General features: G+C 45.7%; 19 protein-coding genes. 8 read left to right on the top strand and 11 right to left on the bottom strand.

Annotated features, from left to right (window positions below; translation table 11 throughout):
- Nucleotides 1–5 precede the first annotated feature (5 nt).
- The gene (locus MOB98_RS16060; RefSeq protein WP_044163621.1) at nt 6–206 is read left to right on the top strand and encodes a hypothetical protein; all 201 of its coding nucleotides are present in this window, start codon (nt 6–8) and stop codon (nt 204–206) included.
- 23 nt (nt 207–229) lie between these two features.
- Complete coding sequence (locus MOB98_RS16065) at nt 230–1,306, top strand: endospore germination permease (RefSeq protein ID WP_268360958.1); 1,077 nt, start codon at nt 230–232, stop codon at nt 1,304–1,306.
- On the opposite strand, the gene MOB98_RS16070 is transcribed toward MOB98_RS16065, so the two are convergent.
- Together MOB98_RS16070 and MOB98_RS16075 are read right to left on the bottom strand one after the other, a co-directional pair.
- Entirely contained in the window at nt 1,303–2,718 is a 1,416-nt protein-coding gene (locus MOB98_RS16070) for an alanine/glycine:cation symporter family protein (protein WP_268360960.1), read from the bottom strand. The two genes, MOB98_RS16065 and MOB98_RS16070, sit on opposite strands and share 4 nt — an antisense overlap.
- 126 nt (nt 2,719–2,844) lie before the next feature.
- On the bottom strand, nt 2,845–3,237 hold the full coding sequence (locus MOB98_RS16075; protein ID WP_268360962.1) for a DUF1992 domain-containing protein: 393 nt from the start codon (nt 3,235–3,237) through the stop codon (nt 2,845–2,847).
- Between the two features lie 257 nt (nt 3,238–3,494).
- Here MOB98_RS16075 and ltaS point away from each other — a divergent pair, with 257 nt between their 5' ends.
- Complete coding sequence (gene ltaS, locus MOB98_RS16080) at nt 3,495–5,444, top strand: lipoteichoic acid synthase (protein ID WP_268425360.1); 1,950 nt, start codon at nt 3,495–3,497, stop codon at nt 5,442–5,444.
- 33 nt (nt 5,445–5,477) lie between these two features.
- Here the strand turns inward: ltaS and nagE are convergent, their stop codons facing one another.
- The gene (gene nagE / locus MOB98_RS16085; RefSeq protein ID WP_268361856.1) at nt 5,478–6,836 is read right to left on the bottom strand and encodes an N-acetylglucosamine-specific PTS transporter subunit IIBC; all 1,359 of its coding nucleotides are present in this window, start codon (nt 6,834–6,836) and stop codon (nt 5,478–5,480) included.
- Between the two features lie 171 nt (nt 6,837–7,007).
- On the opposite strand from nagE, the gene map reads away from it, so the two are divergent.
- The 4 genes from map (at nt 7,008) to MOB98_RS16105 (ending at nt 8,711) form a co-directional block, all read left to right on the top strand.
- Nucleotides 7,008–7,757: a type I methionyl aminopeptidase gene (map, locus tag MOB98_RS16090; RefSeq protein ID WP_268290837.1), complete on the top strand. Its 750-nt coding sequence runs from the start codon at nt 7,008–7,010 to the stop codon at nt 7,755–7,757.
- Between the two features lie 81 nt (nt 7,758–7,838).
- Nucleotides 7,839–8,153 carry a DUF3243 domain-containing protein gene (locus MOB98_RS16095; RefSeq protein WP_268361858.1) on the top strand — a complete coding sequence of 105 codons (315 nt, stop codon included), beginning with the start codon at nt 7,839–7,841 and terminating at the stop codon, nt 8,151–8,153.
- Between the two features lie 108 nt (nt 8,154–8,261).
- Nucleotides 8,262–8,417 (top strand): hypothetical protein, encoded by a 156-nt coding sequence (locus MOB98_RS16100; RefSeq protein WP_268361861.1) that lies wholly within the window; start codon nt 8,262–8,264, stop codon nt 8,415–8,417.
- A gap of 156 nt (nt 8,418–8,573) precedes the next feature.
- Nucleotides 8,574–8,711 (top strand): YflJ family protein, encoded by a 138-nt coding sequence (locus MOB98_RS16105; RefSeq protein ID WP_003239885.1) that lies wholly within the window; start codon nt 8,574–8,576, stop codon nt 8,709–8,711.
- A gap of 40 nt (nt 8,712–8,751) precedes the next feature.
- On the opposite strand, the gene MOB98_RS16110 is transcribed toward MOB98_RS16105, so the two are convergent.
- Complete coding sequence (locus MOB98_RS16110) at nt 8,752–9,417, bottom strand: MOSC domain-containing protein (protein ID WP_268361862.1); 666 nt, start codon at nt 9,415–9,417, stop codon at nt 8,752–8,754.
- Nucleotides 9,418–9,483: 66 nt separating this feature from the next.
- Here MOB98_RS16110 and MOB98_RS16115 point away from each other — a divergent pair, with 66 nt between their 5' ends.
- Nucleotides 9,484–9,759: an acylphosphatase gene (locus MOB98_RS16115; protein WP_268361865.1), complete on the top strand. Its 276-nt coding sequence runs from the start codon at nt 9,484–9,486 to the stop codon at nt 9,757–9,759.
- Here MOB98_RS16115 and nosA read toward each other — a convergent pair.
- The 7 genes from nosA to yflR all read right to left on the bottom strand — a co-directional run bounded on the left by nosA (nt 9,750) and on the right by yflR (nt 16,553).
- A complete protein-coding gene (gene nosA / locus MOB98_RS16120) occupies nt 9,750–10,841 on the bottom strand; it encodes a nitric oxide synthase (RefSeq protein ID WP_268361867.1) in 1,092 nt (363 codons plus the stop codon). The two genes, MOB98_RS16115 and nosA, sit on opposite strands and share 10 nt — an antisense overlap.
- 121 nt (nt 10,842–10,962) lie before the next feature.
- Nucleotides 10,963–11,757, bottom strand: coding sequence for an MBL fold metallo-hydrolase (locus tag MOB98_RS16125; protein WP_268361868.1), 795 nt, complete (start codon nt 11,755–11,757; stop codon nt 10,963–10,965).
- Nucleotides 11,758–11,812: 55 nt separating this feature from the next.
- Complete coding sequence (gene citM / locus MOB98_RS16130) at nt 11,813–13,114, bottom strand: citrate transporter CitM (RefSeq protein ID WP_268361869.1); 1,302 nt, start codon at nt 13,112–13,114, stop codon at nt 11,813–11,815.
- Between the two features lie 26 nt (nt 13,115–13,140).
- Complete coding sequence (locus MOB98_RS16135) at nt 13,141–13,284, bottom strand: hypothetical protein (protein WP_268361871.1); 144 nt, start codon at nt 13,282–13,284, stop codon at nt 13,141–13,143.
- Between the two features lie 26 nt (nt 13,285–13,310).
- Complete coding sequence (locus MOB98_RS16140; protein WP_268361873.1) at nt 13,311–14,270, bottom strand: tripartite tricarboxylate transporter substrate binding protein; 960 nt, start codon at nt 14,268–14,270, stop codon at nt 13,311–13,313.
- A 2-nt stretch (nt 14,271–14,272) separates the two neighbouring features.
- Nucleotides 14,273–14,953 carry a two-component response regulator CitT gene (citT, locus tag MOB98_RS16145; RefSeq protein ID WP_268361876.1) on the bottom strand — a complete coding sequence of 227 codons (681 nt, stop codon included), beginning with the start codon at nt 14,951–14,953 and terminating at the stop codon, nt 14,273–14,275.
- Nucleotides 14,925–16,553 (bottom strand): two-component sensor histidine kinase CitS, encoded by a 1,629-nt coding sequence (yflR, locus tag MOB98_RS16150; RefSeq protein ID WP_268361878.1) that lies wholly within the window; start codon nt 16,551–16,553, stop codon nt 14,925–14,927. Before yflR ends, citT begins: the two co-directional genes overlap by 29 nt.
- Nucleotides 16,554–17,004 lie beyond the last annotated feature (451 nt).

Genomic DNA, 17,004 nt, shown 5'->3' on the forward strand with positions numbered 1-17,004 from the left:
CCAGCATGATCAGCTATATCGTACAGACAGTGATTGTGTGCATTGCCATTTACGTATATGAATGGAAGAATTTTCGTTCCGCTACCGCAGCAACGAAATGGGCCTTCAGCTTGCTGATAGCAGGAAGTGCTTTTCTGTGGATTTATTTGAGAGTGAATCCCCTGCTTCCGCGGCTGGGTCACCTGTTTAAATATATAACGTTTTGAACATGACAGAAAGGATGTGCTTTATGGATAAGACCTCTGCATACCAAGGGTTATTTTTCGGAGCGCTTTATACGTTAGCGGTTGGACTGAAGCATGCCCCGATCCTCATGATCGAATCGGCAAAACAAAACGCCTGGCACAGCTATATCCTAGGCGTCATCTTGGTCTTTCCGGCGCTCTGGCTTATGCACAGGCTGATGAAAAAGCATCAGGATCAAAATATCTATCAGCTATTGAGCCGCTCTTCGCCAATCGCCGGCCGGTTTATTATTTTCCTGTTTTCTTTATATTTCCTGTTAATCAACGCTCATGATATACGTTTTTTCATCAATTTAATTAACATTTTATTTCTGCCGAGAACACCAATGGCTGTTCTTGGCGGCGTTATTATCTTTGTGGCGATCTGTATTGCCAGAGAGGGAAAAGAAACGTTGACAAGAATGGCGCAGATTTTTTTATTTCCATTCGGCACCTTGATTTTGCTTCTTCCCCTTACACTGGCCACACAAATTGAGCTGCAAAATGTAACGCCGGTCTTTGAAGGGCCGATCCAATACCTTCAATCAAGCTTTTATGCGTTCGGCACAATGGGAGAATTGATCATCCTCCCACTTCTCTTTTCAAACAGAAGCGTCCCGCTGAAACACACCATTATTGCAATACTGCTGGGCGCTTTATTCCTTGCCGTGATGTTATTTTCTTCAATTTCAGTCTTCGGTCCCAATCTGACATCTACTTTCTTTGATCCTGCCTATATGGTGATCAGGCAGATCCGCATTACGGATTTCCTGGATCGATCAGATCTCATCATCGCGGCCTTATGGATTCCGGTCATTATGGTGAAGATAGCCGGTTCGCTTTATATTGTGGTATACGGACTTTCCTTCTTGCACTCAAAAATCGACCTGAAAGCCATGTATACACCAACCGGCATGTTTTCGCTCGTATGCAGCTTTTGGTTTTTCCTAAATACAAATCAGCTGATCGACTTTAACAGAATCAAACCGTTCATCAATGTAGTGATTTCTCTTTTGCTGCCTGTATTCATCTATTTGATCATCAAAAGCAAAGCAAAGTTCGGCGCTAAAGCAAAACACTAAGAATGTTTGGCTTCTTTTGTTTGATACACAGAATCTTGTTTCGTTTTTCCCTTATCTTTCAGATAATACTGTTCAGATGTAAAAAATTCGGTATACAGCGCTTTTACCTTTCTGCTTAATAACAGCAGCGCAATCACATTCGGAACGAGGATAAAAGCCAATGCTAAGTCCAGAAAGCCCCAGATGGCTTTTGCTCCGCCCGCGGCACCTATGATGATAGCAGCCAAATAAGCGAATTTGATCACATGTCCTGCCAGCCGCCCAAACAGAAATTCAGCTTGCTTCACGCCGTAAAAAATGACTACCATAATAGTCGATACAACAAAGAAGACGAGGGAAATCGAGACGAAGTACCCTCCGCCAGAACCAAAATAGTGCTGAAATGCAGCCGTCGTCAGTGCTGCCGGGTCATTTGAAGCATTCTCCCCTGTCCAGACACCGGATGCTAGAACAACAAAAGCCGTCGTGGTGCAGATAATCAAGGTGTCAATGACAATGCCAATTACAGACCAGAACCCCTGCCTCACAGGGTGATCAGTCATTGCCGCCGCATGTGCAATCGGGGCTGTTCCCATTCCGGCTTCATTCGAATACAGTCCGCGGGCAAATCCCCAGCGAACGGTTTCAGCCAGTGCAGCACCTGCGAATCCTCCAACTGCTGAAGAAGAAGTAAACGCATTCGAAAAGACGAGAGAGAAGAACGCCGGCACTGAGGATAGATTCATGAGAACAATCAGGAGCCCGGCTCCCGCGTATGCCCCTGCCATAAGAGGAACGATAAACTCTGTTACTTTTCCGATCCGCTTTACCCCTCCTATCACCACTAACCCGATCAAAAACGCAATGCCGATTCCCGCGTATATTTTATTGAAAGAAAACGTTTCGGCCAGAGAGACCGAAACTGAATGTCCCTGAACCATAATGCTTGGAATCAGCTCCACAATCAGCGCAACAGAAAAAAATACGCCGAGCCATTTCATGCGCAGCCCTTTTGTTATGTAATACATCGGTCCCCCTACAAATTCCCCCTGCTCATTTTTTTCTCTGTAATGAACAGCAAGCACACTTTCAGAAAACTTAATCGCCATGGCAAATAAGGCAATCAGCCACATCCAAAAAACCGCTCCGGGGCCTCCAAACATAATAGCGGCAGGGACACCGACAATGTTCGCTGCACCGATTGTTGAACTGAGGGCTGAGGTCAATGCCTGAAGAGGTGTGACCGTGCCCTCTCCCTTCGGCTTTTTCCCTACGCTGCCGATGGTCTGTTTGAAAATGTATAAAGGATAGCGAAATTGAAAGCCTTTCAGCAAAATAGTAAAATACAGCCCCGTCCCCGTCAGCAAGATGATCAGCGGCGGTCCCCACAGCCAATCAGATATACGCTCTAACCATTCCAATAATCGTTCCATCCCATCACCCTTTTTCCGTTTATGGGTCATTTCCCATAGATGAAAAAACATAAACCCTTTGACAAAGAACTTAGAATATAAAAAGAGGATGGCTTTAGTCAATCGCCATCCTTCAGACAGGAAACATCAGCTGGAAGAAGGTCTGTTTCGTCCAAGCCGATCATATACTTTATTCTTATAAAAAGCCGACGCAGGTTTTGAAAACATGTCTTTTTTGTCAACAAGCTTATCGAGCATCATCTGCTTTTCAGTTTTTTTTCTTATTAATTGCTCCCGTTCTTTTTCGTCATAGCACTTTGCGATGAGATGGTCGATCGTCATAAGCTCTTTTTTGAGTGCGCCCTCGTCCTCTGCCATACCTGCATTTTTCAATATACGGTAGCCCATGCGGAGCGATTCAGGCAAGTGTGCTGCGTCATCTTTTGGCAGCGGCTTCCCCATCCCCGGCAGGTTTTCAAATTCCCCGTCTTTGATGGCGCGCTTAATTTTATCTTCAGACACAATATGGGAAAAATCCATCATTCCACCTCTTTTCAAATATAGCTTATATTTTATCATATCGTTCTTTAAGTACCATTTTATTCCTTTATTTCAAGGAAGAAACCTTATTTTACATTTGGCAATATGTACTGAAAACGTTGATTCGACGGCGTTTTTCGCCACTTTCTCCATCGTACGATTTTCACTTTTCTAATCAGCTGATTCGTGTTATATTTGATACGTTCGTTTTTTCTATCGTTTCGCTCGAACTGTGATCGGAAAAAAGGAGTGTAACAATGAAAACATTTATTAAAGAAAGAGGACTGGCCTTCTTTTTAATTGCGGTCGTCCTGTTATGGATCAAAACGTATGTCGGTTATGTCCTTAACTTCAACTTAGGAATAGACAACACGATACAAAAAATATTGCTTTTTGTGAATCCTCTCAGCTCAAGCTTGTTCTTTCTTGGCTTTGGACTCTTGTTCAAGAAAAAATTACAGCAGACAGCCATTATAGTGATTCATTTTTTAATGTCTTTTTTACTGTACGCAAACATTGTGTACTACAGATTTTTCAATGATTTTATTACAATTCCGGTCATTATGCAGGCTAAAACAAACGGCGGCCAACTCGGTGACAGCGCATTTTCGCTGATGAGACCGACTGACGCCTTTTACTTTATCGATACGATTATTCTGATCATCTTGGCGATCAAAGTGAACAAGCCTGTTGAAACGTCGAGCAAAAAATCGTTCCGAATCGTTCTTGCGTCTTCGATTCTGGTTTTCCTTATTAACCTGGCAGTTGCAGAATCAGACCGTCCTGAATTGCTGACAAGATCATTCGACCGAAATTATCTTGTGAAATACCTGGGAACGTACAATTTTACAATTTATGACGCTGTGCAGAATATCAAATCGAACAGCCAGCGTGCGCTTGCCGATTCAAGCGACGTAACAGAAGTTGAAAACTACATGAAAGCCAATTACGACGTGCCGAATAATGTGTATTTCGGCAAAGCGGAAGGAAAAAACGTCATTTACGTTTCACTTGAATCTCTTCAGTCATTTGTCATCGACTATAAGATTAACGGCAAAGAAGTGACACCGTTCTTAAATAAATTGGCACATGATAACGATACGTTCTACTTTGATAACTTTTTCCACCAAACGGGACAAGGTAAAACATCCGATGCAGAATTTATGATGGAAAACTCTCTGTACCCGCTGGCTCAAGGTTCAGTTTTCGTCAACAAAGCGCAAAACACGCTTCAATCTGTTCCGGCGATTCTGAAGTCTAAGGATTACACATCTGCTACGTTCCACGGAAATACGCAGACGTTCTGGAACAGAAACGAGATGTACAAAGCGGAAGGCATCGATAAGTTCTTCGATTCTGCCTACTATGACATGAGCGAAGAAAACACGAAAAACTACGGCATGAAAGACAAACCGTTCTTCAAGGAATCCATGCCGCTGTTAGAAAGCCTGCCGCAGCCGTTCTATACGAAGTTCATTACCCTGTCTAACCACTTCCCATTCGGAATGGATGAGGGGGATACAGACTTCCCGGCTGGAGACTTTGGTGACTCTGTCGTCAACAACTACTTCCAGTCAGCCCATTACCTTGATCAGTCCATTGAACAATTTTTCAATGACCTGAAAAAAGACGGGCTGTATGATAAATCGATTATCGTGATGTACGGAGACCACTACGGCATCTCTGAAAACCACAATAAAGCGATGGCCAAAGTGCTTGGCAAAGATGAAATCACCGATTATGACAACGCCCAGCTTCAACGGGTGCCGCTCTTTATCCACGCTGCCGGTGTGAAGGGCGAGAAGGTTCATAAATATGCCGGAGACGTCGATGTGGCTCCGACCATTCTTCATTTGCTCGGAGTGGATACAAAAGACTATCTGATGTCCGGTTCGGATATTTTATCGAAAGAACATCGTGAAGTGATTCCGTTCCGTAACGGAGACTTTATTTCACCGAAGTATACGAAAGTATCCGGCAAGTATTATGATACGAAAACCGGAAAAGAGCTTGATGAATCTGAAGTCGACAAATCAGAAGACTCGCTCGTCAAGAAGGAACTTGAAATGTCCGATAAAATCATAAATGGAGACCTGCTGCGTTTCTACGAGCCGAAAGGCTTTAAGAAGGTGAACCCTTCTGATTATGATTACACAAAACATGGCGAGGATTCTTCCGAAACGTCAACAGATGATGAAGATAAATAAGAAAAAGCAGAGAGGCTAGCCTCTCTGCTTTTTTTATTTCATGGCAGCCCTCAATTCCTCCGCTGCAAATTCGACATTCGGGCCAATGATCACTTGAACCGATTGCCCGCCTGATTTGACCACCCCTTTTGCGCCTGCTTTCTTGAGCAGTGCTTCATTTACTAAAGCGGTATCCTTCACAGTCAGCCGCAGCCTTGTGGCGCAATGGTCAATGGTTTGAAGGTTTTCTTTTCCGCCGAGCCCTTTCAGCATGATGTTTTCATTGACATCCTGAACCGTATTTTCGTCCAGCACTTCATCCACGTCATCATCTTCCCGTCCCGGCGTTTTTAAGTTCAAAGCTTTAATCAGTACATAGAACACGATAAAGTATACCGCCGCATAGCATATACCTACCAGAAGCAGAAGCAGCGGTTTCTCTGCGATTCCGTAGCTGAGCACATAATCGATCGCTCCCGCTGAAAAAGAAAAACCTGAACGGATGCCGAGCCAGTTGACGATAAATAAAGACAGCCCGGTTAAGATCGCATGAACAGCGTATAAAAGCGGAGATAAAAACATAAATGCAAACTCAATCGGCTCCGTAATCCCTGTGATAAACGCAGTCAAGGCAAACCCGATCATCATTCCCGCCGTGGCTTTCCGCTTTGACGGCTTGGCAGTCACAACCATAGCCAGACATGCCGCCGGAAGACCGAACATCATAATTGGGAAGAATCCGGTCATGTATGTGCCCGCTGTCGGATCTTTTGCGAAAAAGCGTGCCAGATCCCCTGTCACTCCGTTATATTCTCCAAATTGGAACCAGAAAATATTGTTCAGCACGTGGTGAAGGCCAAGCGGTATTAACAGCCTGTTGAATAGGCCGAATATGCCAGCCCCGATGCCGCCGAGTCCCAGCATCCATTCTCCAAACGCATTAATGCACGATTGAATCGGAGGCCAGACGATTCCGAAAATACCGGCTAAAATGATCGTGATAATAGCGGTTACAATTGGCACAAGCCGTCTGCCGCTGAAAAATCCGAGATATTCAGGCAGCTTTGTATTCTTAAAGCGATTATACGTATAACCGGCAATTAACCCCGCAATGATTCCCCCAAACACCGCCATATTGTTTGTTTTATCAATTGTCTTTGTCGCCGCGTCAAGCATCAAGTACGATATCGCCCCTGATAAACCTGCGGCCCCATTGCTGTCCTTTGAAATTCCAATGGCAATACCGATCGCGAAAATAAGCGGAAGATGATCAAAAACCGCCGTCCCTGCTTGATAGATAAACGGGATATTAAATACATCCTCCCTGCCAAGCGCCAGGATAATTCCAACCGCAGGCAGAACCGCAATCGGGAGCATAAATGACTTCCCGAGCTTTTGTAAAAATGAAAGCATACCCATCCCCCTCATACCCTTTTTGTTCAAATATACCATATAGGATATCTAGTGATCTATACCAATTTTCCCGGCCGTATTTCTTTTTTCCCAGGTTCGTGTATTTCCTATTTTTAAGACAATTGTGGTAAGCTTAAACTAGATTATTTAAAAAGAAAGCGGGAATGACAGATGATTGTAACAAACGATCAAGAATTAGAAGGCCTGAAAAAAATCGGAAGAATTGTGGCGCTTGCACGTGAAGAAATGAAACGGAAAGCAGAGCCCGGCATGAGCACTAAAGACCTTGACCTGATCGGAAAAGCGGTGCTTGATGAGCACGGCGCTGTTTCCGCTCCTGAGAAGGAATACGACTTTCCGGGTGTGACATGCATCAGCGTAAATGATGAAGTGGCTCACGGCATACCAAGCACCTCCAAAATATTAAAAGCGGGAGATCTTGTGAACATTGACATCTCAGCAGAATTTGGAGGTTTCTATTCCGATACAGGCGTCTCATTTGTGCTCGGTGAAGGAGAAGAACGCCTTCATAAGCTTTGCCAATGTGCGGAAGACGCTTTTCAAAAGGGGCTGCAGCAGGCAAAAGCGGGTAAGCGCCAAAACCAAATCGGAAGAGCCGTTTATCATGAGGCACGCTCTCAAGGCTTTACCGTCATCAAAACCCTGACCGGGCACGGAATTGGCAGAAGCCTGCATGAAGCGCCAAATCACATCATGAACTATTATGATCCATTTGATAACGCGCTTTTCAAAAACGGCACAGTCATCGCGCTCGAACCGTTTATTTCAACGAAAGCAGAAACCATTGTTGAAGCTGGAGACGGCTGGACGTTCAAGACACCTGACAAGAGCATGGTTGCCCAAGTGGAACACACCATCGTCATCACAAAGGACGAACCGATTATCCTGACAAAGCTGTAAAACATATTCCGGACTGCCGGCATGTTTAACCTCCTCCAATTGCAGGTAAAACATCACTATTCTGCAGGAGGAGGTATTGCAATGAACAGAGATCAAGAAAAAATCCAAATTGAAAACGAATTGAACGCAATGCATGGCATAACAAAAGAAGACATTTTACAAGACTTCGAGGAATTTAAGGACTACTTAAAAAAACAAGTGAACCGAGGCAAAAAGCTGGGATTGGATGACGGCAAGCTTGTGAAAAGCGCCGCGATCCTGGGAGACTACCTCGCGAAGCATGAAGAGCCGCAAAACAGTGAAGAAATGCTGCTGCAAGAGCTTTGGAGCGTTGCGGACGAAGATGAGAAAAAACATTTGGCACAGCTGCTGGTCAAATTGGTTGATAAACAATAAAACATGAGCCGGGCGCATATGCTGCCTGGCTTTCTTGATATTGTCACAGCCCGTCTCTTCCAGATATGCTACACTACTATTATGTCTGTGAAAGGAGCCTTTATCTGCATGTGGTTTATTATTTTCGGCATTATTTTTTTCATTGAAGGCATCATTATGACCGTTTACGGCGTAAAGAAAAAAAACGGGATGCTCACATATATCGGCGTTGTTTTCGCCATTATGACATTTGGCGTTGTCATGCTCAAATTGACCGGCCATTAAATCATATTCGGCTTTTGCTCCGCATATACATACAGAAGAACATTCGTACATCTAGTTCGAAAGGCTCAGTTTTTCCCGCATCTCTTTTCAGCATCTTTTTATGGATGTTACAATGCCAATCGTTTAGAAATCAGATAGGGAAAGGAGTTTTCTGACATGCATTACGGCAGTAAAGGCTGGTATGTGGCAGAATTAAAAAAGCAGGGGATCACGCACCATGAAGGAAGAAAGCTTCAAAGCTATAAAACCTATTTTCTTGCCAACCTGCTTGAAACAAAGAAAAAACAATCTTAAGAATGATAAAGCCGTGCACGTTGATATGCGCGGCTTTTTTCTATTCAGCCGGCTGCAGCCTGTCTCTTTTTTTCATAAAAGACGCTCTCCAGCTCTCCGACAATGCATCTTCACTTAATATCAGTTCAATGGCTGCGAGATTTTTTGCATCATGGTAGTTGATGCGGTTGGCGAACTGGACGGATATGCCTTTCTCTCCTCTGGACAGCAATTCAAGTTTGGCGCCTGGAGACACCCTGCCCTCTTCCAATACGCGAAAATAAAAACCGGTATAGCCGGTTTGCTGGACCTTCAGTACCATTTCCTTTACGCCAAACTTTTTCGCCAGCTTTACACACGGCTGGCGCGGCTGGCTGACCTGAACAACAGCTTCATCAAGCTTAAACACATCCCCGATGCAAACATTCTCCTCGGTCAGACCCGCGACCGTCAGATTTTCACCAAATGCGGCGCTTGGCAGCGGTCTTGAGAGGAACTCTTCCCAAAACGGATAATGCTCTGCCTGATAAACACAGACAGCCTTATCAGGCCCGCCGTGATTGACGAGATCCGCCTGTCCGTCTCCTTCAAAATTCTCCCGATACAGCATAACAGCGGAATCAGCCGGCCGCTTCATGATGCCGGTTTCGATCTTCTTTCCGTCATATTCAAGCGTCTGCGGCATTCCGAGATTAAGAGAAAGAACTGAATAGTGCGCTGGTTTCATACGAACACATCCCCTTTACTGGTCGCAAAATATTTGATTATCATAAAAAGAAAAGGTGGTTTTGACATGCTTCAATACCGAATCGTTGTAGACGGCCGGGTTCAAGGTGTGGGCTTTCGCTATTTTGTTCAAATGGAAGCCGATAAGCGAAAACTGGCCGGCTGGGTCAAAAACCGGGATGACGGCCGTGTCGAGATTTTGGCAGAAGGCCCGGAAAACGCCTTGCAATCGTTTGTTGAGGCTGTAAAGAAAGGCAGCCCTTTCTCAAAGGTTACCGACGTCTCTGTTACTGAATCCCGCAGCCTTAACGGCCATCATCGCTTTTCCATTGTTTACTCATAAGGCTTATCTTGATAAAAGTAGTTCGGCTTAACGATTGCGTTGTCATAGGAACGGTGGAAGATATGGGTTGCCGCGGGTGAAATCGGCGGTATCAGCCACGTCCAGTCTCCCGTCAGCTTTCTGCCCGCTTCTTCCTCCTGTTCTTCAAACCGTTTAAACTGGCTTGCGGCCGTATGATGGTCAACGATGCTGACACCTTGCTTTTTAAACGAGTGCAGCACAGCTTTATTCAATTCAACAAGCGCTTGATCCTTCCATAAATCCGTATTGTAATCAGAGGCGATGCCGATCACGGATGCCACTTTTTTCAGCTTGTCGTACCGCTTTTCATCCGCCAGGTTTCTCGCTCCGATCTCCGTGCCCATATACCAGCCGTTAAACGGCGCGGCATTATAATGAATGCCCCCGACCTCAAGCTTCATATCAGAAATAATCGGCACGCCGTACCATTTCAGCTCCAGATCTGAAAACGCTTCGATGTCCGGATGTGTGATTGGAACCTCAATCACAAGTGAACGCGGCAGGTCATACCAGACCGGCTGTTCGTCGCCTTTCATGCGAAAGATAAGCGGCAGCAGGTCAAAATCCGTTCGTTCTCCGCGCCAGCCGAGCTCTTCGCAGGCTGCGGTCAGAGAAAGGGAAGCCGGGTCGCCGATTCTTTCTCCGTCTGATTCATATCCAGCGTACCGGATCAGCTGATGATTCCAGATCTCGACTTGTTTTTCACCCTTCTCTTCCGGAGGGAAAATCGTAATGGTCGGCCTGATTTTCCCGTTATTGGTGGCGGTTTCAATATGATGAAAGAGCGCGTCACGCACTTCCTCCTTCGTCCGGACGTCACGTCTGTCGATGACATTCAGCGAGTTCCAGAACAATCTGCCGATGCAGCGGTTGCTGTTTCTCCAAGCCATTTTCGCTCCGTGCTCCAGCTCTTCCTTCGTATGTACATAGCTTCCGGTCCGGTCAATTTCACTTTTGATGCCATCAAGACGGCCTTTTATTTCATCCTCCTTTCCCAATTCCTGATAGCATGCGGCAATAAACGCTTTCGCTTCGTTCCAGAGTATTTCTTTTTCTTCCAACAAACTCTCCCCTTCACATCACATTCATGCTTTTCATTGTATCGTTTTTAAGCGGGAAGACAAATGATTTTTCTGCATCTTCTTGGAATAAAACAATAAAAAACACCCACGTCTGTGGGTGTCAAAGAGACAACAAGCGATTTGCCAATTCAGTTAAGTCACTGTGAAAGTTTTTGCCGGTCATCGGTATGCCGTGCCCGGTCAGCAGCGCTTCCGGTTCAAGGCCGGCCAGCTTCTGAATGGACTCGGCAGCCGTCTCTGGGTCAGGCGTGAAATAAGCTGGCGGCCCGTGAAGCTCCTGTTTTTGAATCAAGACGTCAGCCATTTTCTCCTGTTCGACTGTAATGACAGCATCGCCTGCCACAAGCACGCGTCCGTCCTCGCGGAATAATGAAATATGGCCGGGCGTATGTCCCGGTGTCGCAATCCACATCCACTCGTCAAGAAACGGAACGGAGCCGTCTTCCGGCAGTGCCTGCACATATGAGGAAATATTGATGGAATGCCGCGGAAACAGCGGTGACAGCTTGGCGACCAGCCCGCTCTTGCTGTCAGGACGAGCCGGAGGATAATCCTCTTTCCCTGTTACATAAGGCATTTCCCGAGAGTGGACATAAACAGGAACGTCCCAATGCTCAAGAATCTCTTCGATTGCCCCGATATGATCAAAGTGCCCGTGTGTGAGGATCATCGCCTTCAGCTGAAAATCCTCACCAAATCTTTGTTTGGCTTCATTGATAATCATGCCGGCTGATTGAGGCATGCCGGCATCGACCAAAACAAATGAGTGAGGTTCAGCAGGCAGCTGAATAAAATAGACATTCGCAATTTGCACGGTCAGGCCGTGCACCCCTTTTGCCGCTTCGAACCCCGTTCCGCTTCTGACTGAAGTCAGCGGCATGTAAGGATCACTCATGATGACACCTCCGGTATGTTGTATGCCGTTAGTGTGTGTCATTCCGCCTGAATTATCAAAAGGAAATAGAGATCGAACCAATTAATAGAGCGATAGCCGTCATGACAATCACAGCCAGAACCGCCCACTTCAATGCGAACTTTTGATGGTCATCAATGGAAACCCCGACAAGTCCGACAAGCAGATGCGTGGATGGCACAAGCGGGCTCAGCATATGAATCGGCTGGCCGATGATGGAGGCTCTGGCAATTTCCACTTTATCCACACCGTATGCGACAGCTGTTTCTGATAAAATCGGAAGCACCCCGTAGAAATACGCGTCATTCGGCATCAAGAATGTGAAAATGCCGCTTGTTAAGGCCACAATCGCCGGAATCAATCCGCCCAATTGTTCAGGAATCATAGACACGAGCGAAATCGCCATTTCATCAACCATTTTGGTGCCTGTCAAAATCCCCGTAAAAACCCCCGCCGCAAAAATCATGGATCCAATAGCCAGCACGTTGCTCGAATGCGCCGAGATGCGCTGTCTTTGATGCTCAAGATTTGGATAATTCACAATGAGTGCAATACAGAACGCAATGACAAACAGTACGGTTAAACTGATTTTCCCAGATACCAAACATCCTATTAAAGAAAGCGTTAACAATAAATTGAACCACCAAAGTTTCGGCCGCTTCCACTCATCTTCAACCGCGGCCGCCGGTTCATTGGCATTGGCCGGCTGTTTCAGTTCAATCACGCCAAGGCGCTTTCGTTCCGCCTTTCCAAGCACATACGCAACCGCTACCATACAAAGCATCCCGCTTGCAATGACAGGTATCATCGGCCCAGTAAGCTCAGCCGGATCAACCCCCAGCGCGCTCGCCGCCCGCGGCGTCGCGCCTCCCCATGGAATCGTGTTCATGATCCCCATGCCGACTCCCGCGATTCCCGCCAGGATAATCGGCCGGATGCCAAGCAGCAGGTAGAGCGGAAGCATGGCGCTTGTCGTAATCATATACGTAGTCGAGCCATCTCCGTCCAAGGCAACAAGCATCGTAAGAATCGCTGTCCCCACAACGATTTTTAACGGGTCACCTTTGACCATGCTTAGAATTTTGCCAACCATCGGATCAAACAGTCCTGTATCAATCATTATCCCAAAATATAAGATCGCAAACATAATCATGACCGCAGTCGGCGCTACCTGCTGAATCCCCGAAATCATCATATCGCCGACTTCAGTAAATCCAAATCCGGCGATCAGCGCAAACACAATCGGCGTCAAAACTAATGCTGTTAAAACAGAAAGCCGTTTTGTCATGATCAACGCCATAAACACAAGCATCATGAGAAAGCCTAAGATTGCTAACACATCCATTCCCCCTTAAATGAATCCGCTTACATTTTTTTGTCTCCCTTACTCCCTTTTTGTCTTGCCTTTTTGCCATCGTATGAGAAAACCATTCGCAAGTAAATAATTTGGTTTTTTTGTATTTTTAATTTTTTAAAACCGTTTTGTTCTTTTTGACCATTTTCCGTCATGAAAAAAATCCCGGGATGCCGGGATCTTAATGTCCTGTCATAATGCTTTGATAAAAAGCGGATTGCTGTTCAAGAAACCGTTTCGTTTCGCTGCTGTTTAAATAAAAGCTTTCCCAGTCCTGTTCGTTTATTTTTTGCTTCCACTCAGGTGAGGATGTGACCTTTTTTAGCGCTTGATCCCAGTAAGAAATCTCTTCCTCAGACATGTTTTTCGGGCCCAAAATCCCTCGCCAATGAGAAAACACAAACGGGATCCCCTGCTCCTTCCACGTCGGTACATTTGGAAAGCCGGGAAGTCTTTTATCAGACGTGACAGCGGCTAACGTGATATCGCCTTGCCGTTCATATGGCTTCGCTTCAGAAAGTGTCATGGAAGCCGCTTCTATCTCATGTCTCATCAGCGCCTGAATGAGCTGTTCACTGCTGTCATACTGTAAAAATTGAATGTCAAAAGGGTCAATGCCGTACATATCTGCCGCTCTGACGAACGAGAGCTGATCATCATTGCCAAATCCCGGAGCAAAGCCGATTTTCACCTTGCCGGGATGCCTTTTGATCTCATTCAGAACATCCTTGGCGTTTGATAACACCGATCCTTTTGGCAATGCAACCGTCTGCCATTCCTTGGAGAGAATGGCGAGCGGAGTAAAATCGGCCATTTTTAATTTGCTTTGCCCAAGAAGGTCATTGCTCAATATTAGGCTGGACGTCATGCTGATGGTCTGTTTGCTGCTTTCGTTAACGTATTTCCAGCCTTTCTCTCCCCCTCCTCCGGGTTTATAGACAATATGAACATCACCCTTCACAATCTGCTTCTGCTTCAAAACAGATTGGATCGCCTTGGCTGTGACATCCCAGCCGCCAGAAGGCTCAGCGGGGACGACAATTTCTATCGGCCCCTCAGGCAGGCGCGGCGCAGCCGCCTGCCTGATATCACCCTGCATAAAGATCAATAAAGAAATCAATAGGATTATCGATTTTTTCATATCTAGTCCGCCGCCAAATAATATTTTCTCTCCGGCCTGCCGATAATCCCGTATTCAAGCTCCGCTCTTGCTTCTTCCTTTGATACAAGGTACTCGGCATAGCGGCGGGCAGTCGTTCGTGACGCCCCCATTTTTTCTCCAAGTTCTTCCGCTGTTAATCCTTCTGACGCAGTCCGAAGCGCTTCCTTAATTTTTCGCAGTGTAATCGAATTAATGCCTGTCGGCAAATCCTCTGCCGGCAAGGATGTTTTTACACCGTTCCCAAAAATATGATCGATCATGGATTGGCTGACCTCCGGCTGAGACAGGAGCAGCTTTCTTTTTTCTTTATACTGAAGCAGCACCCGCCTGAACTTGTCAGCCGTGACGGGTTTGATCAAATAGTGGGCAATCCCTGCCCTGAGCGCTTCCTGTAAATGACGGGTTTCTGTTGCCGCTGTGATAATCATAATATCCACTTCAGGAAATCGGCTTCGTATCTCAGGAATCAATGTGGTCCCAAGCTCGTCCGGCATATAAATATCCAGCAGAAGCAAATCAGCCTTTCGTTCCTCTAAAAGCGCCATTGTCTCTTTAGCGTTTGCTGCTTTGCCGATAATCTTGAATCCATCAAGCTGTTCAATCAATCTCTCATGGATTTGCGCAACCCGAAAATCATCCTCCGCAATCGCGATGTGAATCAAATGGATTCCCCCTTTGTTTCTCCTTTGGTATAAATACAGTGAATACCGCACCGCCAGTTTTTTGATTCGCCAGTTCGATCCAGCCGCCCAGTTCATCTACTGAGTCTTTCACATTGGCCAGACCGTAGCCTCTCTCCATCCCCTTTGAAGAATAGCCTCTTTCAAACACAGCTTCCATCTTATCTGGCGGCACACCGGGTCCTGTGTCTGATACTTCAATGACAATGTCACAACCCATATCCGTGATAAAAAACAAAACCTCCTTCACGCTTTGCTTCGCTACAGCTTCGAAAGCGTTATCAATTAAATTGCCGATAATCGTAATAAGATGAGACAAGCCGATATGTGCAGGAAGAGGCGCGAGTGAGCTGTTCTCATCAATAACCAGCTTGACCTTCTTTTCCGATGCCTTGCTGATTTTCCCTAACAAAATGGCCTGCACCTGCTGCGAATGAATGTTTTGGAATAAAAGATCATGCTGTTCATTTTGTATCGCGTATTCCTCTTTAATCAGATCAATGGCTTCATCGCATTCTCCAAGTTCAAGCAGCCCTAAAATCGCATAAAGCTTATTTGAAAATTCATGAGTCTGCGCCCTGAGATCCTCTGAATATTTGCGAACCTCTGTCAATGTGTCGATCAGCTTCTTCAGCTCTGTTTTCTCCCTGAAGCTGACGACAATCCCATACGCCTGCCCGCCTTGATTCATCACTTTCGTATTGATAATAAACACTTGATCGTTGACACTTACCTCCTGGTTCGGCAGCATTTCTCCTTGTTCAAGCACAGACATCAGCCCTGCGCCCGGCATGACGTCATCTATGGGAAGATGGATCACAGGCTTTGGCAGCTTCAGCATTTCGGCCGCCGACACGTTCATCATGGTGACAACGCCTTCACGATTGGTGGCAATGATTCCTTCTCGAATTGCGAAAAGCATTGCATTTCTCTCACGATATAGAGCCGCGATCTCATGAGGCTCAAGGCCAAGCGTATCCTTCCTGATGCTTTTCGCCAATGCGGCGGCACCGGCAAATCCAAGCAGCAGCACAAGCACAGCAATCACACTCAAATTTCTCAAATGCTTTTTGATGCTTTGCTCTGTCTCCGTTTGCAGAAAATCAACAGACACGCTGCCGATCACTTGTCTGTATCCCTTTTGTTCTTTTATAATCGGCGCGCTCCCTCTAATCACTCTTCGTCCATCCGCTTTTGTTTCAGAAACATGGGAGCCGCCAAACAAAATTTCTCTGCTGCGCTCCAGCTTCTTTAGACCGCTTTTTCCAGAGGCGCTGCGAATGTCTCCTTTTTCATCCAACACATAAATGGCATACGCGCCAGTCTGTTCTTTCATTTGTTCAATGACCTCTTGCGTCTCAGCCGCATGTCCGCCTTTTCTCTCAATGAGCCCTTTAGCCGGCGGCATGTAGGAAATGGTTCTCGCCGTTTGAACCGCCAGCTGCTCTGCCTGTCTCCGTTCCTCCTGTGTATGCTGAACGGCTAACGTAATGGTCAGCACACCAATGACAAAGACCAGCAGAGCCGCAATGAGCCCCATTATTTTTGTTTGCAGGGAAAAATGGAACCGCTTTTTCACCACAGCACCAGCCGTCCTTTCTACCTAGATCATATCATTTTTCGTTCAGAATTTTTTGTTTTTTGGTATTGATTGCGTAAACAAACGAAATTCTTTCTGAGACCATTACCTATTGAAAAAGTTATAGCTCTTAAATATTACGAACCTCACAAAGATTCGTTAGCGGCCTTTCAATTTTAGTTTTCAAGTAAATCACAAAGAAAGTTTTCCAACACAAAAAAGATTGTAGAGAAAACATAGCCTTTCTCTACAATCTGAGTAAAACCTATTACATTTTTTGATGTCACTATAGCAATAAGAAAATAAGTTCTAACGCGCCATTGGAACGGAAATTAACATTTATCAATGAAGTAGTATATATAAGTGAATTGTCTTAAGTGAAGCGATTATGTAACCCATAAAAGGTTTAGTTGATTGAGATAAATAGATTTAAAAGAAGGTCCAACATGTCATC

The organism is Bacillus sp. N13C7, from assembly GCF_026790065.1.
In the GTDB taxonomy this organism is placed as follows: Bacteria; Bacillota; Bacilli; order Bacillales; family Bacillaceae; genus Bacillus.